At 40.8% G+C, this 25,062-nt stretch carries 24 protein-coding genes; all 24 read right to left on the bottom strand.

Features of this window, described 5'->3' with window-relative positions; translation table 11 throughout:
• Window positions 1-18 precede the first annotated feature (18 nt).
• Window positions 19-297, bottom strand: coding sequence for a DUF503 domain-containing protein (locus CSV61_RS03245; RefSeq protein WP_099638080.1), 279 nt, complete (start codon window positions 295-297; stop codon window positions 19-21).
• Window positions 294-2,552 (bottom strand): translation initiation factor IF-2, encoded by a 2,259-nt coding sequence (gene infB / locus CSV61_RS03240; protein WP_099638079.1) that lies wholly within the window; start codon window positions 2,550-2,552, stop codon window positions 294-296. Before infB ends, CSV61_RS03245 begins: the two co-directional genes overlap by 4 nt.
• Window positions 2,530-2,880 (bottom strand): YlxQ family RNA-binding protein, encoded by a 351-nt coding sequence (locus CSV61_RS03235; protein ID WP_083035463.1) that lies wholly within the window; start codon window positions 2,878-2,880, stop codon window positions 2,530-2,532. Before CSV61_RS03235 ends, infB begins: the two co-directional genes overlap by 23 nt.
• The gene (gene rnpM, locus CSV61_RS03230) at window positions 2,877-3,155 is read right to left on the bottom strand and encodes an RNase P modulator RnpM (protein WP_083036161.1); all 279 of its coding nucleotides are present in this window, start codon (window positions 3,153-3,155) and stop codon (window positions 2,877-2,879) included. Before rnpM ends, CSV61_RS03235 begins: the two co-directional genes overlap by 4 nt.
• 21 nt (window positions 3,156-3,176) lie before the next feature.
• Window positions 3,177-4,370, bottom strand: a complete 1,194-nt coding sequence (gene nusA / locus CSV61_RS03225; RefSeq protein WP_083035462.1) for a transcription termination factor NusA — start codon at window positions 4,368-4,370, stop codon at window positions 3,177-3,179.
• Window positions 4,371-4,453: 83 nt separating this feature from the next.
• On the bottom strand, window positions 4,454-4,924 hold the full coding sequence (rimP, locus tag CSV61_RS03220) for a ribosome maturation factor RimP (protein WP_083035461.1): 471 nt from the start codon (window positions 4,922-4,924) through the stop codon (window positions 4,454-4,456).
• 141 nt (window positions 4,925-5,065) lie between these two features.
• Window positions 5,066-9,373: a PolC-type DNA polymerase III gene (locus CSV61_RS03215; RefSeq protein WP_099638078.1), complete on the bottom strand. Its 4,308-nt coding sequence runs from the start codon at window positions 9,371-9,373 to the stop codon at window positions 5,066-5,068.
• 64 nt (window positions 9,374-9,437) lie between these two features.
• Window positions 9,438-11,132, bottom strand: a complete 1,695-nt coding sequence (locus CSV61_RS03210) for a proline--tRNA ligase (RefSeq protein WP_099638229.1) — start codon at window positions 11,130-11,132, stop codon at window positions 9,438-9,440.
• 18 nt (window positions 11,133-11,150) lie between these two features.
• The gene (gene rseP, locus CSV61_RS03205; RefSeq protein ID WP_083035459.1) at window positions 11,151-12,410 is read right to left on the bottom strand and encodes an RIP metalloprotease RseP; all 1,260 of its coding nucleotides are present in this window, start codon (window positions 12,408-12,410) and stop codon (window positions 11,151-11,153) included.
• A gap of 35 nt (window positions 12,411-12,445) precedes the next feature.
• The gene (gene dxr / locus CSV61_RS03200; protein WP_099638077.1) at window positions 12,446-13,600 is read right to left on the bottom strand and encodes a 1-deoxy-D-xylulose-5-phosphate reductoisomerase; all 1,155 of its coding nucleotides are present in this window, start codon (window positions 13,598-13,600) and stop codon (window positions 12,446-12,448) included.
• A gap of 19 nt (window positions 13,601-13,619) precedes the next feature.
• Entirely contained in the window at window positions 13,620-14,414 is a 795-nt protein-coding gene (locus CSV61_RS03195) for a phosphatidate cytidylyltransferase (protein ID WP_099638076.1), read from the bottom strand.
• The gene (locus CSV61_RS03190; RefSeq protein ID WP_099638075.1) at window positions 14,411-15,202 is read right to left on the bottom strand and encodes an undecaprenyl pyrophosphate synthase; all 792 of its coding nucleotides are present in this window, start codon (window positions 15,200-15,202) and stop codon (window positions 14,411-14,413) included. The genes CSV61_RS03195 and CSV61_RS03190 overlap by 4 nt, the downstream gene beginning before the upstream one ends.
• 132 nt (window positions 15,203-15,334) lie before the next feature.
• The gene (gene frr / locus CSV61_RS03185; RefSeq protein ID WP_083035455.1) at window positions 15,335-15,892 is read right to left on the bottom strand and encodes a ribosome recycling factor; all 558 of its coding nucleotides are present in this window, start codon (window positions 15,890-15,892) and stop codon (window positions 15,335-15,337) included.
• Entirely contained in the window at window positions 15,889-16,617 is a 729-nt protein-coding gene (gene pyrH, locus CSV61_RS03180) for a UMP kinase (RefSeq protein ID WP_083035454.1), read from the bottom strand. Before pyrH ends, frr begins: the two co-directional genes overlap by 4 nt.
• A 79-nt stretch (window positions 16,618-16,696) precedes the next feature.
• Window positions 16,697-17,584 (bottom strand): translation elongation factor Ts, encoded by an 888-nt coding sequence (tsf, locus tag CSV61_RS03175; RefSeq protein ID WP_083035453.1) that lies wholly within the window; start codon window positions 17,582-17,584, stop codon window positions 16,697-16,699.
• Between the two features lie 97 nt (window positions 17,585-17,681).
• Window positions 17,682-18,419: a 30S ribosomal protein S2 gene (gene rpsB / locus CSV61_RS03170; protein ID WP_029053181.1), complete on the bottom strand. Its 738-nt coding sequence runs from the start codon at window positions 18,417-18,419 to the stop codon at window positions 17,682-17,684.
• A 153-nt stretch (window positions 18,420-18,572) separates the two neighbouring features.
• A complete protein-coding gene (locus CSV61_RS03165) occupies window positions 18,573-19,085 on the bottom strand; it encodes a hypothetical protein (RefSeq protein WP_143561051.1) in 513 nt (170 codons plus the stop codon).
• A 4-nt stretch (window positions 19,086-19,089) separates the two neighbouring features.
• Window positions 19,090-19,386 (bottom strand): RNA polymerase subunit sigma, encoded by a 297-nt coding sequence (locus tag CSV61_RS03160; RefSeq protein WP_099638073.1) that lies wholly within the window; start codon window positions 19,384-19,386, stop codon window positions 19,090-19,092.
• Window positions 19,383-20,159, bottom strand: coding sequence for a FliA/WhiG family RNA polymerase sigma factor (locus CSV61_RS03155; protein WP_083035450.1), 777 nt, complete (start codon window positions 20,157-20,159; stop codon window positions 19,383-19,385). Before CSV61_RS03155 ends, CSV61_RS03160 begins: the two co-directional genes overlap by 4 nt.
• 116 nt (window positions 20,160-20,275) lie before the next feature.
• The gene (locus CSV61_RS03150; protein WP_083035449.1) at window positions 20,276-20,770 is read right to left on the bottom strand and encodes a chemotaxis protein CheD; all 495 of its coding nucleotides are present in this window, start codon (window positions 20,768-20,770) and stop codon (window positions 20,276-20,278) included.
• Window positions 20,771-21,403, bottom strand: coding sequence for a chemotaxis protein CheC (locus tag CSV61_RS03145; RefSeq protein ID WP_083035448.1), 633 nt, complete (start codon window positions 21,401-21,403; stop codon window positions 20,771-20,773). It lies immediately after the preceding gene.
• Window positions 21,393-21,860 carry a chemotaxis protein CheW gene (locus tag CSV61_RS03140; RefSeq protein WP_083035447.1) on the bottom strand — a complete coding sequence of 156 codons (468 nt, stop codon included), beginning with the start codon at window positions 21,858-21,860 and terminating at the stop codon, window positions 21,393-21,395. The genes CSV61_RS03145 and CSV61_RS03140 overlap by 11 nt, the downstream gene beginning before the upstream one ends.
• 13 nt (window positions 21,861-21,873) lie before the next feature.
• Complete coding sequence (locus tag CSV61_RS03135) at window positions 21,874-23,949, bottom strand: chemotaxis protein CheA (RefSeq protein WP_099638072.1); 2,076 nt, start codon at window positions 23,947-23,949, stop codon at window positions 21,874-21,876.
• Between the two features lie 15 nt (window positions 23,950-23,964).
• On the bottom strand, window positions 23,965-25,044 hold the full coding sequence (locus CSV61_RS03130) for a protein-glutamate methylesterase/protein-glutamine glutaminase (protein ID WP_233193509.1): 1,080 nt from the start codon (window positions 25,042-25,044) through the stop codon (window positions 23,965-23,967).
• Window positions 25,045-25,062 lie beyond the last annotated feature (18 nt).

The following is a 25,062-nucleotide window of genomic DNA, read 5'->3' as shown; positions in this document are numbered from 1 at the left end:
ATTCACCTCGTTCTTTGCTCATAAGTAGTCTACTGTACACGTAGTCATTTCCCAATCAGGATTGGATTCAAACAGACGAATCGCACGTCTCACTTCTCGTTCTGCTGCATCTTTGGAGGATGCCACAGCGACTAAAGCGAATGTGGTACGTTGCCATAAATCCTGATGTTCAATTTCTGCAACTGAAACATTATAGGAGTTTTTCACCCGATCCCTCATCCTATTCAAGACAGCCCGTTTTTCTTTTAAAGAAGCTGCTGCTGGGATGTAGAAAGAACATTCCGCGTAAACAATCATACTCTTTTAATTTCTTCCATAACGTAAGCTTCAATGATATCTCCTTCTTTAACATCATTGAACTTTTTAATTGTGATACCACACTCATAGCCTTTTGCAACTTCTTTTGCATCATCCTTGAAACGCTTCAGTGTATCCAGTTCGCCTTCAAAGACTACAATGTTATCGCGTAACACACGAACGCCTGCATCTCGCGTGATCTTACCGTCGATTACATAGCTTCCTGCTATCGTTCCGATCTTCGATACTTTAAAGGTCTCACGAACTTCAGCCTGACCTATTACCTTCTCCTCATACTCAGGATCAAGTAGGCCTGTCATAGCTGATTCGATTTCCTCAATTACTTTATATATGACACGGTGCAGACGAATGTCTACGCCTTCTGCTTCTGCAGCTCGTTTCGCATTCGTATCCGGACGTACGTTAAATCCAATGACGATTGCGTTAGATGCCGCTGCTAAAGAAATATCGGACTCATTGATCGCACCCGCACCTGTGTGAATAATTTTGACGTTGACGCCTTCTACTTCGATCTTCATGAGTGAAGCAGCCATCGCCTCAACCGCACCTTGTACGTCTGCTTTCACAATTAGGTTCAATTCTTTCATTTCGCCTTGTTTCATTTGATCAAACAAGTTATCAAGTGTTACACGTGTTTTTTCCACACGCTGTTCTTGAAGTGCTTCTCCAGCACGTGTTTCACCGATTTGACGAGCCGTTTTTTCATCTTTAAAGACAACGAAACGATCTCCTGCAAATGGAACATCGCTCAAGCCTGTAATTTCTACAGGAGTTGAAGGGCCTGCTTCTTTTACGCGACGGCCAAGGTCACTGACCATTGCGCGGACACGACCGTACGTATTTCCGACAACGATAGGATCGCCTACATGCAATGTACCATTTTGTACAAGCAATGTGGCTACAGACCCTTTCCCTTTATCGAGCTGCGCTTCAATTACCGTACCTCTAGCTCTAATGGAAGAATCAGCTGTAAATTCGCCTACTTCCGCAATTAATAGAACCATTTCAAGTAACTGATCAATTCCTTCACCTTTTAGTGCGGAAATCGGTACGAAAATCGTATCGCCGCCCCAATCTTCTGCCACTAGACCGTGTTCAGTTAACTCTTGCATCACGCGGTCAGGATTCGCAGCAGGTTTATCCATTTTGTTAACCGCTACAATGATCGGAACTTCTGCTGCTTTCGCATGGTTGATTGCTTCAATTGTCTGTGGCATAACACCGTCATCTGCTGCTACAACTAGAATGGTCAAGTCCGTGACTTTCGCACCGCGTGCTCTCATTGTTGTAAAAGCTTCGTGACCTGGTGTATCTAAAAATGTGATTTTCTTACCGCTTGCAGTAATTTGGTACGCACCAATATGCTGTGTGATCCCACCTGCTTCACCTTGTGTTACTTTAGTGTTTCGAATCGAGTCGAGCAACGTCGTTTTACCATGGTCAACGTGACCCATAATTGTTACGACTGGCGGTCTTTCTGTTAATTCACCTGGCACTTCTTCTTCCTCTTCAGGATCTTCGAAGTAGATCTCCAGGTCTGTTACGTCAATACGAACTTCTTCTTCCACTTCAACATCGTATTCCGCACAAATTAACTCAATTGCATCTTTATCTAATTCCTGGTTAATAGTTGCCATTACACCAAGCATAAACAACTTTTTGATGATCTCAGAAGGTTCTTTACCTAATTTTTTAGCAAGCTCACCCACTGATAGTGACTCGTAAAAAGTAATTTTATCTGGTAATGGTATTTCAACTTTTTGTACTGGTACTGCTGGACGGTATCTTCGGCGCCCTTGGTTAATACCGCGTGCTGGTGGTCTTCCACCGCGACCGCCGCCTGGACGTCCGCCTCCGCCAGCTGGACGAGATGGACCTGATCCTTGCCCTTGACGCGGTGATTGATTGCTACCTGTTTTTGGAGCTGATGTAGATTGTCCTGAAGGACGATTTGAAGCCGGACGGTTTGTACCTTGTGAGGCATTTGGTTTATTTGTATTGCTTGGACGGTCTGTTTTCTGGTTTGCCGGTTTGCTCGCTGGCTTAACAGTAGTTGTTTTCGCCTCAGGCTTTTTTAAATCTCCAAACTTCTCGTCTAATTTCGCAATAGATACTGGATCTAGTTCTTCCATATGGCTCTTTATTACAATATCACTTTTGATTAATTCATCTGCAATATCTCTACTCGTTTTGCCTATTGATCTGGCATATTCATGTACTTTCATTTTCGTCATTAGCCCACCCCCGATTAAATTCATTGAGAAGCTCGGATAACTTTTTTGCGAACCCTTTATCTGTTAGTGCTAAGACAACTCGAGCTTCTTTTCCAATTGCATGCCCGAGTTCTTCACGGCTACCAAATACATGCTTCTCAACGTTATACGTATTACATTTATTTGTTAATTTTTTCATTGTGTTCTTAGATGCATCACCTGACAGGATGACCAGATGCGCTTCACCGGACCGAACTGCCTGTACGACTAAATCTTCACCCGTGGCAATTTTGCGTGCACGAGCTGCCATACCAAGCAGTTGATAAATATTTGACGGATCTTTTGTCATTTAATTGCCTCTCGACGAATTGCATGCAAAAGGTCTTCGTAGATTTGCTCCGGTACTTTGACACCCAATTGATGCTCAATCGAGTGTTGCTTACGTGCTTTTTCTACGGCATCCTCCGTTTTAGATACATATGTACCGCGGCCTGACTTCTTGCCTGTCAAATCTACGAATACTTCGCCTTCTTTCGTACGGACAATTCGAATCATTTCTTTTTTAGGTAACATGTCACCAGTCGCTGCACATTTACGCAAAGGGATTTTCCGATTGTTCGACATCAGCATGCAATCCTTTCCAAATCAATCTTCTTTGTCTTCATCTGCGTATAAATCAAAATCTTCAGCTGGTTCAGCTGGCGTTTCTTCTTCATACTCATAAGTTTCTAAGAACTCATCTGCATCTTCATCTGACTCTTCTACTGCAACGGCAAAAGATTCTTCGCGAGGATAGATCCCTAATTCTCTTGCATCCGTTTCACTTTTAATATCAATTTTCCAGCCCGTTAACTTAGCCGCCAATCTTGCATTCTGGCCTCTTTTTCCGATTGCTAATGAAAGTTGATAATCAGGCACAACGACAGTAGTGGATCGCTCTTCTTCATTTACTTGTACATCGATTACTTTTGAAGGGCTCAATGCATTTGCAACGAAGATGACCGGGTCTTCAGACCACTCTACGATATCTACTTTTTCACCATTCAATTCATTTGATATAGTTTGTACTCGTGCTCCTCTTGAACCTACACAAGAACCTACTGGATCCACTTCTTCATTTGCTGTATAAACAGAAATTTTCGATCGGTCGCCCGCTTCACGTGCAATCGATTTGATTTCTACTGTACCATCATAAATTTCTGGCACTTCAAGTTCAAATAAACGTCGTAATAGACCAGGATGCGTTCTGGAAACAAATACTTGCGGTCCCCGCGCTGTTCTTTCGACTTTCGTAATGTATACTTTGATACGATCGTGTGGTGCATATGATTCTGTTTGAATCTGTTCACTTGACGGAAGCACCGCTTCTACTTTACCTAACCCAACGAATAGATTTTTCGGATCCATACGCTCTACGATTCCGTTGACGATATCTTCTTCACGATCGATATATTCTTCATAGATTAAACCGCGTTCAGCTTCACGTACACGCTGTGTTACAACTTGCTTAGCCGTTTGTGCGGCAATTCGTCCAAAGTCACGCGGTGTGACTTCTTCTTCAACGACATCAGTAAGTTCATATACCGGGTTAATAAGCTGGGCATCTTCCAAAGAAATTTGCAAACGCTCATCTTCTACTTCTTCTACTACATCTTTACGTGAATAGACAGCCATTGTGCCTTTGTTTAAGTTCAAATCCACACGCACGTTTTGTGCTTGGTTAAAGTTTCGTTTGTACGCTGTTACAAGCGCTGCTTCAATTGCATCGACTATTACGTCTCTTGAAATACCTTTTTGCTGTTCAAGAGCTGTCAGTGCCTCGAGTAGCTCACTACTCATGTTCATCACTCCTACATTCCAATTGTTCTTGCTCTTGATTCTTCGCTCTCTAGTGCTAGGCTAGACAGTGTTTCATGCTTACTTTAAAAGTCTATTGCCAGTCTAGCGAGCGCAATTTTTGTTTTGTCAATTTCCACTAGTACTTTTCTCGTCTTGATCCGTATTTCCACTTTTGCATGGTCCGGTCCGTATCCAAGTAAATACCCCTCGAATTCTTTCATTCCATCAATCGGTTCATACGTTTTGATGAACACATATTGGCCTACGGCTTTTTCAAAGTCTTCATCTTTTTTCAAAGGTCTTTCCGCTCCGGGAGAAGACACTTCAAGGAAGTAATTTTGCGGAATCGGGTCCACAATGTCTAGTTCCTCGCTTAGTTTATTACTGACAGCCGCACATTGATCTATGTCTATATTGCCTTCAGGCGTATCGATGTAGACGCGTAGAAACCAATCGCGACCCTCTTTCAAGAACTCAACATCAACCAGTTCAAGACCCAATTCTGCTACGATCGGTCTAGCTAACTGTTCGACTTCCTCTATAATTTTACTCAAATGGTATCCCTCCCGAAATTCAAAATAACAACAGAAAAGAGCGGGAAGCCCCACTCTTTTCCGCAAGACGTATAGCAAAAGTTGTTTTAATCGTATCACAAGGCCTTTTACAATGCAACTGAAGCAACCGTCACGAGCCCATTAGAATAGGGATAGTTGGTTCGCTTCAGGCATTCCTTCCATGCAACCGAGGTTATCCAGATATTCAACAACCGTTTTAGACACACGGCCTCTTTTCTGGAAGTCTTCTTTCGATAAAAACTCACCGTCTTTTCTTGCTTCAACAATTGTCTTCGCAACGTTAGTTCCTAGTGAAGGAATCGAGTTAAACGGTGGGATCAGTTTATTGTCTTCAATTAGAAACTGTGTCGCATCCGATTTATAGAGGTCAGGTTTCGCAAATGTAAATCCTCTCTCAACCATTTCAAGTGCAATTTCCAAAACAACCACTAAGTTCTTTTCTTTTGGAGATGCTTCCAATCCCTTTGCATTGATCTCTTTAACTTTCGCTCGAATACTTGCAGATCCTTTGCACATCGTCACCAAATCAAAGTCGGTTGCTCGTACGGTGAAGTACGTCGCATAATACATGATGGGATGATGTACTTTGAAGTACGCGATTCGTAGAGCCATCAATACGTATGCCGCGGCGTGAGCTTTCGGGAACATGTATTTGATTTTTTTACACGATCCGATATACCAAGCTGGCACTTTATTTTCTTTCATCGCTTCTTCAAACTCAGGTGTCAACCCTTTACCTTTTCGCACGGATTCCATAATTTTAAACGCAAGAGAAGGTTCGAGTCCTTGATAGATCAAATACACCATAATATCATCACGGCAACCGATCACTTCTGATAATTGGCATGTTTTATTTTGGATTAATTCCTGTGCATTACCTAGCCAAACGTCGGTACCGTGTGACAGTCCAGATATCTGTATTAATTCAGAGAACGTAGACGGTTTGGTTTCCTCCAACATTTGCCGTACAAATCGTGTTCCAAATTCAGGCACGCCAAGAGTTCCTGTTTTGCAGTCAATTTGTTCTTCTGTAACACCTAGAGATGATGTACCACTAAACAATTCCATAACACCTTTATCATCAGGCGGTATAGTCATTGCATCGATGCCTGATAAGTCTTCCAGCATTTTAATCATCGTCGGATCATCATGACCTAGAATATCTAGTTTCAATAAATTATTATCAATGGAATGGAAATCAAAATGCGTGGTTTTCCAACTAGATTCAAGATCATTTGCCGGGAATTGAACTGGCGTAAAGTCAAAGATGTCCATTGTATCTGGCACAACAATAATACCGCCAGGATGCTGCCCTGTATTCCGCTTCACGCCTGAGCAACCTTGTACAAGCCGGTCAATCTCTGCACCACGCATTTGGATATCGTTATCATTCATATATCCTCGAACATATCCATATGCAGTTTTCTCAGCTACTGTACCTATTGTTCCGGCCCGAAACACATAATCTTCACCGAACAGTTCTTTTGTATAGTTATGTGCATGTGCTTGATACTCACCGCTGAAGTTCAAATCGATATCTGGAACCTTATCACCAGCAAATCCCAGGAAAGTTTCAAACGGAATATCCTGCCCATCTTTTTTAAACATGGTCTGGCAATTTGGGCATTCCTTATCTGGCAAGTCATAACCTGAACCAACTGAACCATCATCAAAAAACTCATACGTCTTACAAGACGGACAAACATAATGTGGTGGCAATGGATTTACTTCTGTGATTTCCATCATGGTGGCAACGAATGAAGATCCGACAGACCCCCGCGAACCAACCAAGTAGCCATCATCTAATGATTTCTTTACTAATTTATGCGAAATTAGATAAATAACTGCGAAGCCATTATCGATAATAGACGTTAATTCTTTTATAATTCGGGCTTCAACGATCTCCGGTAAAGTTTCACCGTATATTCGTTGTGCCATGGAATACGTTAGATCTCGTACTTCTTCCTCTGCACCTTCTATTGTCGGTGTATACAAGTCATCTTTAATCGGTTTCACTTCACCTATACGATCTACAATTTTCAGGGGATTCTCTACTACAATTTCTTGCGCTACGTCTTCACCTAAAAATTCAAATTCCTTCAACATTTCGTCCGTCGTACGGAAATGAACTTCAGGTAACGAGTGCCGATTCAGCGGATTTGCTCCACCTTGTGAACGGACAAGTACTTTTCGATAGGTAGCGTCGGTTTCATTTAGATAATGGACATTCCCTGTCGCGCAAACAGGTAAACCGGTTTTCTTACCAAGCTTAATCATCTTGCGCATGATATCTTCAAGGTTCCACTCATCCCGAATTAAATCGAGTTCGAGTAGATGCGAATAGACCGGCTTAGGATGGAGCTCCAAGTAATCATAAAAGCTTGCGATTTCTTCCACTTCTTCCATCGGTTTTTGCATTAATCCTTCGAATACTTCCCCTTTATCACAACCCGAACCGACTAGTATTCCTTTTCGATATTTCACGAGTAACGAACGAGGAATACGAGGTACGCGATAGAAAAAGTCCATATGCGAGATTGACACGAGCTTGAATAGATTCTTCAGCCCTTCATCATCCGTTGCAAGTAAAGTGCAATGTGAAGGTCGTGAACGTTTATAGGCATCTCCCTCACCGATATTCTTATTGAGGTCATCAAGCCACTTAATGCCTTTTTCCTGTGCTTCTGATAGCAAGCGCAAAAATAGATGCGCAGTAGCTTCTGTATCGTAAATAGCACGGTGATGCTGCGTTAATTCAATATCGAATTTTTTAGCCAACGTGTTCAAACGGTGGTTTCGCAGTTCAGGATAAAGGAAACGAGAAAGCTCCAATGTATCAATGACCGGATAAGCGACTGTTTCTATTTTCGCACGTTTACATGAGGCATAAAAGAAGCCCATATCAAACGATGCATTATGTGCAATTAACACTGCATCCCCGATAAATTCTATAAACTCAGCCATGACGTCTTCAACTTCTGGTGCATTTTCCACCATGTCATCTGTAATGCCTGTTAGATTCGTCGTCACAGAAGACAACGGATGATGCGGGTTGGCAAAGCGTTCAAATCGGTCAATGATTTCTCCATCTTTCACTCGAACAGCTGCAAGCTCGATAATCGTGTCGTATACAGCTGACAAGCCTGTGGTCTCTACGTCGAATACAACATACGTATCCGTCTCAAGCAAACGGTGTTGCTCTTCATAGACAATGGGAACACCGTCATCTACCAGATTGATTTCTAAACCAAACAACACTTTAATACCATGTTTCTTACCAGCGTTATAAGCTTCTGGGAAAGACTGAACGTTCGCATGATCTGTGATCGCAATCGCGGGATGTCCCCATTTAGCTGCCTGGGCAACTAGTGATGACGCAGAAACCACTGCATCCATTTGACTCATAGACGTGTGCGCATGTAATTCCACACGTTTCTGTCCATCAGGCGCCTTGTCTTTGCGTTCAATAGTAGGAATAACCGCAATGTCTTGTGCCATCATGATTAAGTCCCGAACGAAAGTATCGTTCTGTATACCGCCACGAGCTCGAACCCACATACCCTTTTTGAAGGATTTCATGATTTCCGCATCTTCATTATCACGTGAAAACATTTTGACTAAGATGGAATCGGTATAGTCTGTTACTTTCAGTGTTAGTAGTGAACGACCACTCCGCAACTCCCGTATCTCTGCATCAAATACGAAGCCCTCTATAATCAAACGTCTTTCTTCATCTTGTATTTCATGGATTGGAATAATTGGCTCGCTGGCTTTGATCGGTGTGCCAAGGGCCAATACTCTATCAGAATCCCCTTGTTCACTTTTCATCGTTTCACGTTGTTGCAACTGATGATATGCTTGCTTGGATAATAGATCTTCTTCTTGCTGCTTTTGTGAGAGAAACTGTTGGCGTTCTTCTTCTGCATTATGATTTTCAACGATCGAAACATCGAACATATACTTCGGGAACCCAAATTGTTGATATAACGCTGACAATGTTTCGACATATTTATTTTTTAACGTTTGACACTCCAAATCACTCGAGCAATTAAGCAGTAATTTTCCGCCGTGTACTTTAGGTTTTTGTTCGACTAAACACTGGCGCATAGGAGGAGATATATCTGCTAGCTCGTCTATAATTAGCGGCCAATAATCTATAATTAATTGTTCATTTACTTCTTTTTTTCTTACTTCCATTTCAAGATGGACATTCGCTATCGCAGCGAATGATTCATGAACACGTTGTTGCATAATCTGGAATACCTCGATAGGTAACACTTCATCAAGTGTGATATTAAATTTCCACACTCTAGTTTTCTTTTGAACGGTTACACGGTTCAATTCTCCGTTTTGAAAATAGTTCATGAACTGATCATCTGTCAGTCCCGTCTGTTGCAGCAAAGTTAAAAACTTTTGGGCGGCATCCATTTTATATTCCTCCGTTCTATCGCGAAAAGAAGGGAAGTTCCGTTAACGGACTCCCCTTCTTGGATTAATCTGCACTAAAGAAGGATTGAAGCTTTTCCAACACTTCTTCCTTTTGCCAATCTATTGATTCACCACTGTGGCGGTACATGACTTCCACGATGCCTTCATTAGCTCTCTTGCCAATTATAATGCGGACTGGCAAACCAATCAAGTCGGCATCAGCGAATTTCACACCCGCTCGTTCATTACGATCATCATATAACACATCATATCGATAAGACTCTAGAACTGCATATAACTCATCAGCTAGCTGCTTTTGAACTTCATCCTTGACATTCATTGTGATCAAATGAATATCGAATGGTGCTAAATGCTTCGGCCACTTCAAGCCTTTTTCATCATTGAACTGCTCAGCGATTGTAGCCAGTAAACGAGAGATCCCCAGACTATAACTTCCCATAATGAAAGGTTTTGTTCTACCATGTTCATTGAGGAAAGTTCCTTTCATCTGCTCACTGAAGATGGTCCCCAGTTTACGCAGATGTCCCACACCTATTCCTTCAGTGAATTTAATCGTACCCATTCCATCAGGAGAAGCATCTCCTTCTTGAACGAAACGGATATCCACGTAATCATCAATAGCAAAATCACGTTCCGGATTGACGTTTAATAAGTGATAGTCGTCAATGTTCGCACCTGCTACTACGTTGACCATTGCTTTGACTGCATGATCAGCATACACCCTTACACCGATCGGTAATTTCACTGGGCCGACCGAACCGGTATGACAACCTAGTAATTCTTCAATCTGTTGTTCTGTTGCCAACTCCATATGTTTTACGTTTAAAAAACGCTTTAATTTATATTCATTAACGCAATGATCGCCTCGACATACCACCATGACAAATTCACTGTCCACTTTATACACCAATGATTTGATTATACGCTCAGGATTAACTGACAAAAATGAAGCGAGATCTTCAATGGTACGTTGATTCGGAGTGGAGATTTTTATCATCTCTACTTGCTTTTCGTCTGGTGTTTCGTAATCCACCTGAACTTCAGCAAACTCCATATTGGCAGCGTAAGAAGAGCTATCGCTATATGCAATTCGATCTTCTCCGTTTTCGGTCAATGCTATGAACTCATGAGAACCTGTTCCACCATCTGATATCACCATTCGGAAATGCATACCGAGACGGGTTAACATATTAGTGTATGCCTGCATCACTTCCAAATACTTTTCATCCAAACTCTCTTGTGTTGAATGGAATGAGTAGGCGTCTTTTCTTATGAATTCTCTACTATGAAGTAAGCCAGCACGCGGTTTAATTTCGTCACGGAATTTTGTTTTGATTTGAAAAATCGTTAATGGTAATTTCTTATACGACCGAACTTCATCACGCAATAAGTCAATAATCGCTTCTTCATCACTGGAACTCAATGCTAATTGATTGGTTTGTCTATCAGCGACGTGAAACATTTCCTTACCGTATGAATCCCACCGTTCAGTTTCTTTTAAAATACTCGAGCTCTGCAGCGCCGGTAAAGAAATTTCAATTCCTTCTATGGCTTCCATTTCTTGACGAATTATCGCTTCAATTTTTCTGAATACTCTTTGTGCAAGAGTTAAATATGTGTAAACACCATTGGCATTCTGTCGGATATAACCTGCTCGCAATAATAATTGATGCGAACGCATCTCTATATCGGATGGATTTTCACGCATTGTGGGTATAAATGTTTTCGATTGTTTCATCATATACATCCACCTTTTTTAGAAGAAAAATCGTTGTATATCATTCCATGTCACAACAAGCATCAAAACCATTAATAACATGATACCTACAAAATGCACCATGCCTTCTTTTTGTTTATCAATCGGTTTACCTCGCAAGCCTTCAAATAGGAAGAACAATAGTCTTCCACCGTCTAACGCAGGTAATGGTAGTAAGTTCATAATCCCTAAATTAATACTTAGTACAGCGCCCCAATTCATCAAATTGAAGATACCGTGTTGAGCAACCTCTTCTGTTGCTTTATAGATACCTACAGGACCGGACAACGCGTCTATTGTGAACTGACCCGTGACTAGCATACCTAATAATTCAAAGATCTTCACAGTCCACGTGTATGTCTGTTCAGCACCAAACACTATAGACTTAATAAATCCTTTTTCCAATGGGCTTGAATACATAACCCCAATTTGACCGAATTCCTGTCCAGCATCTTCTACTGTATCGGGTACTACGTCTAAAATTACTTGTTTGCCTGCCCGATCAACTTCTATAGACATAGGAACTCCCGCGCTTTTTTGAATCGCTTCGGAAAATTCCGGCCAAGAATCTATTGACTTACCGTCTACTGCTGTAATTAAGTCATCTTTTTTCATACCAGCCATCTCTGCAGGCGTATCTGGCTTCACTTCTGAGATAATCGGTTCATTGGTGGGTACGCCATTCATTAACCCAAGAGCTAGGAATATGAAAAATGCCAAGATGAAATTGAAAAGCGGTCCCGCAAATATTGCCAACGCTCTGCTACCCAATGACTTAGATTCAAACTGACGATCGTAGGGAGCAATTAATGTTTCTTGTCCTTTTTCGATAATCATAGCTGTTCTGGAGATTTTTAGATGAACCAATTGTCCATCTTCATCATATCCTTCAATATATAATTCTTTATCCAGATCCGACTTCTCTACTTCCACGTTTAAGATATTCGGATTGGAAACATTTCGATTTAAGTAAACTTTTTCTATTTCATCTTGTGCATTCAATAATAAACCTACGCGGTAACCTGGCTGTAATTCGACGGTATCGAAATCTTCGCCAGCCATCCGTACATATCCTCCTAAAGGCAACAAGCGGATTGTGTATTGTGTTTCACCTTTACGAACGGCTAAAATTTTAGGTCCCATTCCGATAGCGAACTCTCGAACCATGATGCCAGCCTTCTTAGCAAACAAGAAATGGCCAAACTCATGAAATGCTACAAGTGTCCCGAATATTACTATAAACGCAATAACCGTTTCCATTCAGTAACCACCTTCACCGGCTGTAACAGCCTGAATTAATCTTTATACTTAACTATACCATAGACTCTTTTTCGCGTATCGCGATCTGTCTCCAAAATTTCTTCCAAGTTAGGATTTTGAATAGTTTGATGCTGCTGCATCATTCGTTCAATGATTTCTTCAATTTGCATGAAAGAAATATAACCTTCCATGAACAGTTGAACCGCCACTTCATTGGCCGCATTCATCGCTGTAGGCATAGTGCCTCCTTCCCTACCTGCATCATATGCAAGTGACAAGGCTTTAAATCGCTCATAATCCATTTTTTCAAAATGTAATTTACCGATTTCATCGAGACGAAGACGTTTAGCATCAGCCATCGGAATACGGTCTGGATATGTCAGTGCGTATTGAATCGGAACTCGCATATCGGGTGAACCTAATTGTGCCATGACGCTTGTATCTTCAAATTCCACCATCGAGTGGATAATACTTTCTTTATGTAGTAAACATTCAATTTGATCATATGGCATCGCAAATAAATGATGCGCTTCTATCACTTCTAACCCTTTGTTCATCATCGTTGCCGAATCAATAGTTAATTTATTACCCATCGACCAGTTTGGATGTGCAAGTGCTTGTTCTACCGTAACGTTCTGAAGTTGATCTCGTGTTAAGTCTCTAAAACTCCCACCGGATGCTGTTAAAATTAAGTTTGTGATACGTTTTGGATTTTCACCATTTAATGACTGGAATAATGCAGAGTGTTCACTGTCCACTGGAACAAGTGGAACATTGTAACGTTGTGCCGCTTCTACAACTACATCACCAGCTGCTACTAGCGTTTCTTTATTAGCAATCGCAATCGTCATGCCGGCTTTTATCGCAGCGAGTGTTGGTCTCAATCCTACACTACCGATGACTGAGTTCAGTAAGATATCGGCTTCCATTCCTACCGCTGCTTCAATTAGTCCTTCATCGCCATGAACAAAATGAACTTCAGGAAATTCATTTTGTAAGCGTACCGCGTCGGCTTCTTGTAAAACAGATACCAACTTAGGATGAAATCGTGTAATGATCTCACTTACTTTTTGAATGTTTCTCCCAGCCGACATCGCAGTTAATTCAAAGCGATCAGGATGAGCTGCAATAATGCTTAATGTTTGAGTCCCTATAGAACCCGTAGCACCAAGCAAGTTGATTTTCTTCATATTATGAACTTCCTTTCCATTATCCTATGAATTGAACAAAATGAAGCAGTGGGAGTACAAATAGTAAGCTGTCAAATCGGTCCATAATGCCCCCATGCCCAGGCAACAATTTCCCTGAATCTTTTACGTTGTAGAAACGTTTCAATGCAGATTCCACTAAGTCTCCCATTTGACCTACAATTGATGCCACTATTGTTATAATAATAAACGATACGTATGACGTAGCGATAGGGTAAAACATATTGTAAATCAGCGTAATCACAATCGCAGAAATTATTCCCCCAACAAACCCTTCAATCGTTTTATTAGGTGAAATATCCGGCCAGAGCTTTCGTTTACCAATTTTACGTCCAACAAAATACGCACCCGAATCTGTTGACCAGATAATAAGTAACGCATAGCCTATGTACTCCAAACCGAATAAACGTGTTTCAATTAAATAATAGAATCCGATACCAACATACAGCGCACTAATTGCACTGAAAGCAATATCTTCGAATGTCCACTTATTTTTCATTACTACAGTATAAACCAATAATAATAATATCAATACATAGATCATTTCAAGCTTCTCTAATCCTAAGACACTTTCTACCTGTCCTGTCCATCTAAATGGAAGTAAAATGACGAGTAGTAGTAACCATGAGATAAATCCACCTATAGAAAAAAGGGACATATTACGCATACGTAGTAATTCGTATAAGCCAATCGTAGATATCGCAAAAATCATCATAATAAACGGCAATCCACCGACGATAATCAACGGCACGAAAAGTGCAAGAGCTACAATTGCGGTGATGATTCTTTGCTTCATCTGTTCTGATCTCCTTCCAAGCTTCCAAAGCGTCGATCCCTTTTTTGGAAATCTTCAATTGCTTGTAAAAAGCAATCTTCATCGTAATCTGGCCATAATACATCCGTAAATATGAATTCTGCATAGGCTAATTGCCATAGCATAAAATTAGAAAGACGCACTTCGCCGCTTGTGCGAATCAGTAGATCAGGTTCAGGTAAGTGCGCAGTCATTAGCTTGGACTCAATTGAACTTTCGTCCACTTCATCTACTTGTAATGTTCCAGCAGCCACTTCCCCTGCCAATTCTTTCATTGCATGAACTAGTTCCACTCTACTTCCATAATTCATTGCAAAATTCAATACCAACCCTTTGTTATTTTTAGTTTGTTCTATTGCTTTCTTAATCGCCTTTTCTGTATGACTCGGAAGCGCATCCATATCCCCAATCATCTCTACTTTGATACCTTTTTCCATTAGCTCAGGTAAATACGTATTGAGAAACTCACCCGGAAGATTCATCAAAAAGTCAATTTCCATCCTAGGTCTCTTCCAGTTTTCAGTAGAAAATGCGTAAAGAGTGAGTGCTTTCACACCCATAGCATTTGCAAAATTGGTGATTTGACGAACGGTCTTCATACCTTCGTGGTGACCAGCAATTCGTGGCATTTTACGTTGCTTCGCCCATCTTCCGTTTCCATCCATGATAATCGCCACATGGTTAGGAATTTGTCTATTTTTAACAGCTTCAATCCGTTCGTCTAACAACTGAATGTCTGCCGTTTTCTTTCGCATTAGTTTTCTAAGCATAGCGTTCCCCCACTTGGCTCTATTCGGATACTCCTACTGACTATCCTACCAAATTGCATGGTAAATAGCATGCAAAAGCAAGAAAAGAGCGTCCTAAAAGTAGGACGCTCCTCCTTATAGAAAGTTCTGTACTCAGATTTCCAAAATTTCGTTTTCTTTATCTTTTGCTGTTTGATCAATTTTTTCGATAAACTCATCCGTCAGCTTTTGTACTTGTTCATTATACCGACGTAATTCATCTTCAGTAATTTCCGCATCTTTTTCAAGTTTCTTTAGGTCTTCGTTGCTGTCGCGGCGGACATTTCGAATTGCTACTTTTGCATCTTCCGCTTCACGCTTAACATCTTTTACCAATTCTTTACGGCGTTCTTCTGTGAGTGCAGGTACAGCAAGACGAATAACTGACCCATCGTTAGAAGGCGTAATACCGATATCCGATTTCATGATAGCCTTTTCGATTTCGCCGATTGTAGTCTTATCATATGGTTGAACGACTAACAAACGCGGCTCTGGCACGGAGATGCCAGCCATTTGATTTAATGGCGTAGGAGCTCCGTAATAGATAACAGAAATTCTGTCTAACAAGCTCGCGTTAGCTCTTCCAGCACGGATAGATGCTAATTGTCTTGAATAGGCACCATGCGCTTTATCCATACGTTCTTTCGTCTGATCCATTACTTCTTTTGTCATTGCTTATTCCTCCTGACGACCGTCCCGATTTTATCACCAAGTACGGCTTTTTTAATATTACCATTTTCCATAATTGAGAATACTACGAGTGGGATATCATTGTCCATACATAGAGTCGAAGCAGTAGAATCCATCACTTCAAGCCCTTGACTAATTACTTCAAGATAGGACAGTTCTAAGTATTTTGTAGCTGTTGAGTCTTTCATCGGATCAGCCGAATAGACACCATCTACGTTATTCTTTGCCATTAAAATGACGTCCGCTTCGATTTCAGCAGCACGTAAAGCGGCTGTAGTATCTGTAGAGAAATAAGGGTTGCCAGTCCCTGCTGCAAATATTACAACACGCTTTTTTTCTAGATGACGAATTGCTTTCCGGCGTATGTAAGGTTCAGCAACTTGTCTCATATCAATGGAAGACATGACTCGAGTTTCTGGTCCTAGCTTCTCAAGAGCATCCTGAAGAGCAAGAGAGTTCATAACCGTTGCAAGCATTCCCATGTAGTCAGCTGTTGTACGGTCCATTCCCATTTCACTTCCGACTTTCCCTCGCCAAATGTTTCCGCCCCCTACTACTACTGCTACTTCTACGCCAAGATCTACCAACTCTTTCACTTGGCTTGCAACCGATTTAACAACTTCCGGAGACAAACCGTAGCCTTGATCTCCAGCTAATGCTTCTCCACTCAATTTTAACACGATACGTTTATATATTGGAATACTCATGTTGGCCCTCCTGCAATTTCCTATTCTCAAAAAAGAGGAACACATGATGGATGTGCCCCTCTGTACGATTGGATTATACTTAGTTACCTTTTACTTGGCTCATTACTTCGTCAGCAAAGTTGTCTTCACGCTTTTCAATACCTTCGCCTACTTCATAACGAATAAACTCTACTAATGTTCCGCCAGTAGACTTTACGAAATCACGAACCTTTTGATCAGAATTCTTAACGAATGCTTGATCCAAGACACAGATTTCCTCGAAGTATTTACCTAGGCGTCCTTCTACCATCTTCGCTACGATATTTTCTGGCTTGCCTTCATTCAAAGCTTGCTCAGTCAATATGTTACGCTCTTTTTCCACTTCTTCAGCAGATACTTCATCGCGTGAAATGTATTTCGGGTTCATAGCTGCGATATGCATTGCTACATCTTTCGCTGCATCAGAATCTGTTGAACCTTCAAGAACAGTCAATACTGCGATGCGTCCACCCATGTGTAGGTAAGGACCGAAAGCATCTTGATCTGTCTTCTCACGGATTTCAAAACGACGAAGAGTAATTTTTTCTCCGATTTTAGCTACTGCGTTTGAAATATGTTCAGACACAGTTAAACCATTATCTAACTTCGCCACGTTAGCTTCTTCTACTGAAGCAGGTTTTGTAGCAAGTAAGAACTCAGAAATTTCTTTAACAAGTGTTTGGAAACCTTCGTTTTTCGCTACGAAGTCTGTCTCAGCATTCACTTCAAGAATAACTGCTTCGTTACCTTGAATTAAAATGTTTGCAACACCTTCAGCTGCAATACGGTCAGCTTTTTTCGCTGCACTTGAAAGACCTTTTTCACGCATATATTCCATTGCTGCGTCCATATCTCCATCTACTTTTGTCAATGCTTTTTTGCAGTCCATCATACCTGCGCCTGTTTTTTCACGAAGTTCTTTAACCATTTGGGCTGTAATTGTCGCCATTTGAAAATTCCTCCTATTAATATCATTTGAAGTTGATTATTACTTTAAAAAGAGACGATAAGGGGTACGCCACTTATCGTCTCATCATTTACTCATTTCAGTCTGCAGTAACAGTTGCTGTTTCGTTTACTGTTTCAGCTACTTCGTCGTCTTCACCTTGACGGGATTCAATCAAAGCATCTGCCATTTTGCTTGTAAGTAAACGTACTGCGCGGATTGCATCGTCGTTCGCAGGAATGACATAGTCGATTTCGTCCGGATCACAGTTAGTATCAACGATTCCAACGAGTGGAATATTTAATTTGATTGCTTCAGCTACCGCGATACGCTCTTTACGTGGATCTACGATAAAGATTACATCCGGCAAGCCTTTCATGTCACGGATACCGCCTAGGAATTTCACAAGACGTTCGTGTTCTTTATTTAATTGAGAAACTTCTTTTTTAGGAAGTACGTCAAACGTGCCATCCTCTTCCATTTTCTCAATAGCTTTCATACGTGCTACACGCTTTTGAATAGTACCGAAGTTAGTCAATGTTCCACCCAACCAACGTTGGTTGATGTAGTACATTCCAGCACGCTCTGCTTCTTCTTTGATTGCTTCTTGTGCTTGTTTCTTCGTACCTACGAAAAGAACTTTACCACCATCAGCACCGACTTGGCGCATGAAGTTGTAAGCTTCCTCTAATTTTTTGACCGTTTTTTGAAGGTCGATGATGTAAATGCCGTTACGCTCCACGAAGATATACTTCTTCATTTTTGGGTTCCAACGACGTGTTTGGTGTCCGAAATGTACACCAGCTTCTAGCAATTGTTTCATTGAGATTACTGACATGTTTAATTCCTCCTATTGGTTTTTTATCCTCCGCGTACTTCCAGCGAATAAGTGACCATAATGGCACCCACTCATTCATCCGCACGCGTGTGTAGTAATACCATCTATTAAATTAACACAATTCTACGTTGTTTGCAACTCCTGTGTTTAATTTCAGTCAAACTTTAACAACAATTCGATTTCTGTCTTACCTTTTTTCAACTCTCTTGCTATATCTACTATTGGTGTACCTTCCGCATAAAGCTGTTTCGCTTTCTGTCTGTCACTAAGTGGTTTAAGGTTTGAGTCTGGCTTCGTTTCTTTTTCACCCTTTTCAATTTCCGCCATCTTCTGATAGGAACGTAAAGCAAAATGTACAGGAACCGGATGCGGCTTCGGTTGTGGTTCAGGTACTTCAACACTTTTTGATGTGGACTGCTCTCTTGGCGCTAAATTTGAAGTGTGCTCCATTTGATCTTCCGTTCGCTGATTCAATTGATGAATCAAACGGTCGTTTTCTTCTTTGATTTCTTCTAAATAAGCCAGTATGGACTGATCCATTTCTTTCATGAGCTGTTGTTGTTTCTTTTCCAAGTTATTGAATTTCGATATTTTTACATACAGCAATGTCATGATCAGAAAACCGATGATTTGTAGAATGAATAAAAGAGCTAATAAAATCCCCATGACATTACCCGCTGTAATCAACAAACGAACCCTTAAACGGATGCTTGGCTTGCTGTTGTTCTTTCTCTATTTTTTCTAGTTGTCGTTGAGACTGTTCATTAGGTTGCTGATCGTCCCCATCTAACTTTGCATATGGTTCAGATTCCAAAACCATTTCTCGGCTTTTTAGCGTTTGCTTTTCTGTTTGCATATTGGCACTATCTTGAGCAAGTTGAGACTGTTGCTGCTTTTGCTCAGCTATTTTACCTGCTTCAAATGTTTTCGGGATCGCTATTTGAAGTTCAATCGCTTTCAAACTCATAAAATCCCTCCATCCGTAATTTCAGCCGCTAGCAGCGACCGGAGCTTAAATAGTGCTTTTGAATGTATTTGAGAGATCCTAGATGTAGACAGACTTAATATTTCTCCGATTTCCGTCAGCGTCATATCTTCTTGATAAAACAAACTAAGTACTAATTGTTCATTTTCATTCAGTTCTTTGATCTTTACTATTAACTCTTCAATTAATTCACCTTTGACGGCTTGTTGTTCGGGTGTTTTCGCTTGTTCGTCTTGCAATACAAAAGTTTGATCTTGGTCATCGTCATCATTCATTTTTTCATCAATGGATAGTACATTGGCAAAATACTGTTCATGGACAGTTTGATAGACTTGATCTGTTGTAATGCCTAAGTGGTCTGCTACTTCTTCAGGCGTCACCGTTCGCAAGTAGGTTTGTTCGAGCTTACTAATTTCTTCATCCATTTTTTTAGTTTTTTCTCTCGAAGAGCGTGATAACCAATCTTCTTTTCGCAAACCATCTATAATGGTACCCCGAATCCGAAATGAAGCATATGTGTCAAATTTCAAGTCACGGGATGGATCAAATTTTGTTAGTGCATCGAAAAGCCCTTGATAGCCTAGAGATTTGATTTCATCACGTGATACGTTTTTCGGCAGTCCAGCACTGATTCGTTGAACATGATAATTCACAAGCGGTGTATACATTCGAACTAACGTATCACCTGCATCAGGATCACGATTTTCAATCCATAACTTCCACTGATGCCGTTCGGTTACATCTTGATTTGTCATCGAATTCACGCCTTTCCCGTCAGGTTCTTTCTACCGATTTTGCCTCTTTATGTATAAGTATAACAAATTACAATAGATAAAGGCGACTAATGTATTAGCCGCCTTCGTTCATACTGTTAAATTTCCTGTGTTCCAGCATTGACGGTACGAACATACAGGATATTCGTATCTGGATCAAATTCAATTGTGCGTCCGCTCGATCCCCCTGTATCTTCTGCAATAATCGGGATCGAATATCTTTTTAACTCTTTTTTTACCGCTTCTACATTACGCGGACCGATACGTATCGTATCATTTGAACCGAACTGAAACATTTGTGCACCGCCAGCAATTTTTGCTTTAATACTGAAAGGTCTAACCCCTTCTGCTTTCAATAACTCCAACATAGCATGGATGCCCGTATCTGCGAATTTCGCCACGTTCAGTTTTGTCGATTTGCCCAACTCACTGTCAGGTAACATGACATGTACCATACCTGCTATTTTCTTCGAAGAATCATATAGTACTACACCAACACAAGATCCCAGTCCGGATGTGCGGATCGTTTGAGGAGATTTTGCGATGTTCATATCCGCAATCCCTACACGCACTACTGTTTGAACGCTGACCATCTATAAGACACCCAACGAACTGAAGATCGTGCGATAAGACGGTGGATCAGGTAACAAGAAGAAGTGGCCCGCTAAACTCGAAACACCTTGTTTCCCTTCCTGTAATATTTCCGTCTCAATAACGATGACTTCATCACTGTATTGAGATACTTCAATTAGGCCAAAGCTAACAATAGCCCCCACCATATCTATACTTAATGAAGGTACAGTTGGATAGATATTTAATGAAGTAAAATCAGAAAGCGCTGATAGATAAGAACCAGACAGTATGTTTCCCAACTCTTGAAGCGCGGAAGCACCCATTCCCAAATCCTCTACGTCAGTAAATGTAAACGCTACGTCCCCTGTCAATTTGCGAATAAATTGTGTAGCCGATTCAATAGTCAGTACGAAAAACATTGTGCCAGTCAAATCTCCTTCGATACGGAGAAAAATACCTGCCACTACTTTCTCAGTACCACCTGCTAAATCAAACATTTCATCAAATGTAACCAATTCAACTTTAGGTACCCGCATATCTATTTTCTGACCTAGCAACTGGGATAGTGATGTTGCAGCATGTGCTGCTCCAATATTCCCGATTTCTTTTAAGACATCAAGGTGCATTTCTGTAATGTCATTTTTAGAATTCATCCGAATTCCCCTTCTTTATCGGTTGAAGGACTTTTTCCAAATTCAGCATGACCAGCAATCGCTTCCCGACTTTCGCCACACCTGAAATGAATTCGGATTCCACAGATCCCACTACTTCCGGTTGAGGGCCTATTGCACTGGTTGGAACATCCATCACGTCATTCGCATCATCTACAATTAATCCGACTTCTGAACCTGCATGCGAAACGATAATAATACAACTCGTTTCATCAAACTCTTTATACTCCATATCAAACCGTTCACGTAAGTCCACTACCGGTGTCACTACCCCACGTAAATTTAACACTCCTTTAACATACGAAGGCATACGGGGTACACGTGTAATCGATAGTGATTTCTCGATGGATTCTACTACGTCAAGGCCAATTGCATATTCTTTATTCATCAACTGGAAGACGATCACTTTCATGTCGCTTACTTCTGTTGCTTTTGTCATGTCTTCACCTCGATTATTTAATCAACGCATTACAGTCCACAATTAAAGCTACTTGACCATTTCCTAAAATCGTAGCACCTGATATCGCAAAGACACTCTGTAAATATTCTCCGAGTGATTTCAGTACAATTTCCTGTTGGCCAATAAATGAATCCACTACTAACCCAGCTAAATTTTCACCTTTACGAACAATTACGATTGATTGGAACTCATCTTCTTCATTACTTCTATTCTTCATTTCAAATATATCCTTTAAGTCCACCAACGGCACAATTGTTCCGCGGAAGTCGATCACTGGTTGATTGTGAGCATTTAAAATATCTGCCTTTTGAATAATGGCAGTTTCAATTATGGAAGACAAAGGGATAGCATACACTTCTTCATCTAACTCTACTAACATTACCGAAATAATAGATAGAGTGAGAGGTAACTGCACTTGGAATAACGAACCTTTTCCTTCAGTGGAATCAATAGAAATATGTCCACCTAGTGATTCAATCGTGTTTTTCACTACATCCAGACCCACACCTCGACCTGACACATCTGTAATGGAAGCTGCAGTAGAAAACCCTGAAGCTAATATCAATTCTGCTACTTGTTTATTCGTCAATGAATCGGCAGCTTCCGGACTGACAATACCACGTTCAATCGCTTTACCTACGACGCGTTCACGGTTTACACCCGCTCCATCATCTTCGAGCTCGATAAATACATGGTTACCCGAATGATAGGCACGTAATGTGACAGTGCCAATCTCTGGCTTGCCATTCGCAATCCGTTCTTCTGGCGTTTCGATACCGTGATCTAGTGCATTCCGTATTAAATGAACGAGCGGATCTCCAATTTCATCTATTACGGTACGGTCCAGCTCTGTTTCAGCACCGATAATTTCCAAATCGATTTTCTTATTGAGGTCACGTGCTAATTGTCGAACCATTTTAGGGAATCTATTGAAGACTGTTTCGACAGGTACCATTCGCATATTTAAAATGATGTTTTGCAAGTCACCAGATACTCGTGTCATTCTTTCTACGGATTCATTCAATTCAGGATTATGCAATTCACTAGCAATCGATTGAAGTCGACCACGGTCAATGACAAGCTCTTCAAATAAGTTCATCAAAATATCGAGTCGATCGATATTTACCCGGATGGTTTTATTGGAATTGGAAGATGCCGTCTTTTTGGTCTTTATTGCTTCTTTTGGTGTTTCTTTCGGTTTCATATCTTGAACCCCAGGCGTAATTGTAGTATCTATAACTTCTGGCTCGGTATCAGTATCACTTTCATTCAATAAAGCTTGTTTATATTTCTGCACATATTCGTCTGTGATGTGTGTAATATGTACATCTTCTATTTCAGAAACTTTCAGCACTTTAGCCTTTAGATCTTCAGCGTCTTCTTGAGTCAATAACACAATTGTAAATTTCTGATCAAAATCCTCATTTTCTAATTGTTCTACTGTAGGAATCGTTTTGATCACTTCGCCTGACTTTTCCAAAATTTCAAATGTCATGAATACCCGGGCTACTTTCAGCAAGCAATCATCACGCAGTGTGACTGTGATCTCTAATGCATTAAAACCTTGCTCAGCAGATTGAGAAATAACCGTCAACTCAAACTCATCATAATGAATTCCTGCCGAAGTTACGACTTCAGTCGTTACCTCCTCAATTGTTGCTGCAGGCTCAGTGGTTAAATCAAGTGGTTGTCCGGCTTCAATTCGATTAAGAGTATCTACTAACTTGCTGACGTCTTTTTTTCCGTCACCACCTGATTCAATGTCTTGTACCATTAGTTCGAGATCATCGACAGCTTCAAATACTACATCTAGAATTTCTGTTGTAACACGGATCTTCGAGTTTCGAATTGCATCCAGGACATTCTCCATTTTATGTGTCAAATTTGCAATGTCTTCGTATCCCATTGTCGCTGACATTCCTTTAAGCGTATGTGCCGCTCTAAAGACTTCATTGACAATTGCCAGGTCATCCGGATTATTCTCTAGCGCCAGCAACTGTTCACTACAAGCTTGCAAGTGTTCTTTACTCTCTTCGATGAACATATCCAAATACTGACTTACATCCATTGTAAAGCCCCCTAATTACTTCAAATTTCCTATTATTGCTTTGGCGATCTGTTGTACGTCTTTAATTTCGTCGCTGAGACCTGCATCAATTATAGCTTTAGGCATTCCATATACAACGGACGTGTTTTTAGATTCCGCTATAGTAATCGTCTTACATGAAGCACGTAATAATTCCATACCTTCTTTGCCGTCATAGCCCATGCCTGTCATGATCGCTGTGACATATTGTAGTTCTTTATGTGTTGATGCAGATTCTAATAACACGTTTACTGCGGGGCGATGTCCAGAACGAGGTGCCTCATCTCTGTCTAAAACAATTTGATAACCTGTTCTAGATTTCTCAAACTTCAAATGCAAGCCGCCTGGCGCGATATAAGCTGTACCATTTTCAATCGGTTCGCCGTGTTCAGCTTCTTTAACTGTTATCTCACTCAGACCATTTAGTCGTTCAGCTAAAGATTTAGTGAATCCAGGTGGCATATGCTGGACAATTAGAATCGGATATGGAAAATCTGTTGGAAACTTTGTAATAACTTCTTGCAAGGCCCTTGGTCCACCAGTCGATGTACCTATTATAACAAACTTCTTAGCAATAAGTGTCTTTTTTTCAGGTATTTTTACTGCGTGCACAGATAATGTCGGAATGGTACTGTCTTCATTCTCGAGGTTTGGTTTGCTTGTTGTAGCTGTTTGACGTTTTTGTGTCGGCGTTATTTGCCGCGTCAATGTTTGGATGACTACACTTGATGCTGCGAATACTTTCTCCACAATTTCTTTTTCAATTTCATGAAGGTTTAGTGATATAGCACCACCTGGTTTGGCTATCACATCGACAGCTCCGTATTCTATCGCCAACACTGCATTTTCTGTATTATGTTTGGTCGTACTTGATAATATCACTACAGGGGTCGGCATTTGATTCATAATGAACTTTAAAGCTTCCAGCCCATTCATTACAGGCATTTCAATGTCCATCGTAATAACGTCCGGCTGAAGATCACGTACTTTTTCCACTGCGTCTTTGCCATTTCTAGCAATGCCGATCACTTCCATCATGGGATGTTTATTCAACATATCAGAAATTAACTTCCGCATAAAAGCCGAGTCATCTAC

This window comes from Sporosarcina sp. P3 (assembly GCF_002743415.1).
Classification (GTDB): Bacteria; Bacillota; Bacilli; order Bacillales_A; family Planococcaceae; genus Sporosarcina; species Sporosarcina ureae_A.
The sequence above is the reverse complement of the archived record's forward strand: the minus strand, read 5'-3'. Positions and strand labels throughout refer to the sequence as shown.

What these genes read in the sequence shown, in the direction of transcription:
- CSV61_RS03245 (WP_099638080.1), bottom strand. Translation starts at nt 297, where the DNA reads ATGATTGTTTACGCGGAATGTTCTTTCTACATCCCAGCAGCAGCTTCT.
- infB (WP_099638079.1), bottom strand. Translation starts at nt 2,552, where the DNA reads ATGACGAAAATGAAAGTACATGAATATGCCAGATCAATAGGCAAAACG.
- CSV61_RS03235 (WP_083035463.1), bottom strand. Translation starts at nt 2,880, where the DNA reads ATGACAAAAGATCCGTCAAATATTTATCAACTGCTTGGTATGGCAGCT.
- rnpM (WP_083036161.1), bottom strand. Translation starts at nt 3,155, where the DNA reads ATGTCGAACAATCGGAAAATCCCTTTGCGTAAATGTGCAGCGACTGGT.
- nusA (WP_083035462.1), bottom strand. Translation starts at nt 4,370, where the DNA reads ATGAGTAGTGAGCTACTCGAGGCACTGACAGCTCTTGAACAGCAAAAA.
- CSV61_RS03215 (WP_099638078.1), bottom strand. Translation starts at nt 9,373, where the DNA reads ATGGATGCCGCCCAAAAGTTTTTAACTTTGCTGCAACAGACGGGACTG.
- CSV61_RS03210 (WP_099638229.1), bottom strand. Translation starts at nt 11,132, where the DNA reads ATGAAACAATCGAAAACATTTATACCCACAATGCGTGAAAATCCATCC.
- rseP (WP_083035459.1), bottom strand. Translation starts at nt 12,410, where the DNA reads ATGGAAACGGTTATTGCGTTTATAGTAATATTCGGGACACTTGTAGCA.
- dxr (WP_099638077.1), bottom strand. Translation starts at nt 13,600, where the DNA reads ATGAAGAAAATCAACTTGCTTGGTGCTACGGGTTCTATAGGGACTCAA.
- CSV61_RS03195 (WP_099638076.1), bottom strand. Translation starts at nt 14,414, where the DNA reads ATGAAGCAAAGAATCATCACCGCAATTGTAGCTCTTGCACTTTTCGTG.
- CSV61_RS03190 (WP_099638075.1), bottom strand. Translation starts at nt 15,202, where the DNA reads ATGCTTAGAAAACTAATGCGAAAGAAAACGGCAGACATTCAGTTGTTA.
- frr (WP_083035455.1), bottom strand. Translation starts at nt 15,892, where the DNA reads ATGACAAAAGAAGTAATGGATCAGACGAAAGAACGTATGGATAAAGCG.
- pyrH (WP_083035454.1), bottom strand. Translation starts at nt 16,617, where the DNA reads ATGAGTATTCCAATATATAAACGTATCGTGTTAAAATTGAGTGGAGAA.
- tsf (WP_083035453.1), bottom strand. Translation starts at nt 17,584, where the DNA reads ATGGCGACAATTACAGCCCAAATGGTTAAAGAACTTCGTGAAAAAACA.
- rpsB (WP_029053181.1), bottom strand. Translation starts at nt 18,419, where the DNA reads ATGTCAGTAATCTCAATGAAACAATTGCTAGAAGCTGGTGTACATTTC.
- CSV61_RS03165 (WP_143561051.1), bottom strand. Translation starts at nt 19,085, where the DNA reads ATGGGGATTTTATTAGCTCTTTTATTCATTCTACAAATCATCGGTTTT.
- CSV61_RS03160 (WP_099638073.1), bottom strand. Translation starts at nt 19,386, where the DNA reads ATGAGTTTGAAAGCGATTGAACTTCAAATAGCGATCCCGAAAACATTT.
- CSV61_RS03155 (WP_083035450.1), bottom strand. Translation starts at nt 20,159, where the DNA reads ATGACAAATCAAGATGTAACCGAACGGCATCAGTGGAAGTTATGGATT.
- CSV61_RS03150 (WP_083035449.1), bottom strand. Translation starts at nt 20,770, where the DNA reads ATGGTCAGCGTTCAAACAGTAGTGCGTGTAGGGATTGCGGATATGAAC.
- CSV61_RS03145 (WP_083035448.1), bottom strand. Translation starts at nt 21,403, where the DNA reads ATGAATTCTAAAAATGACATTACAGAAATGCACCTTGATGTCTTAAAA.
- CSV61_RS03140 (WP_083035447.1), bottom strand. Translation starts at nt 21,860, where the DNA reads ATGACAAAAGCAACAGAAGTAAGCGACATGAAAGTGATCGTCTTCCAG.
- CSV61_RS03135 (WP_099638072.1), bottom strand. Translation starts at nt 23,949, where the DNA reads ATGGATGTAAGTCAGTATTTGGATATGTTCATCGAAGAGAGTAAAGAA.
- CSV61_RS03130 (WP_233193509.1), bottom strand. Translation starts at nt 25,044, where the DNA reads ATGCGGAAGTTAATTTCTGATATGTTGAATAAACATCCCATGATGGAA.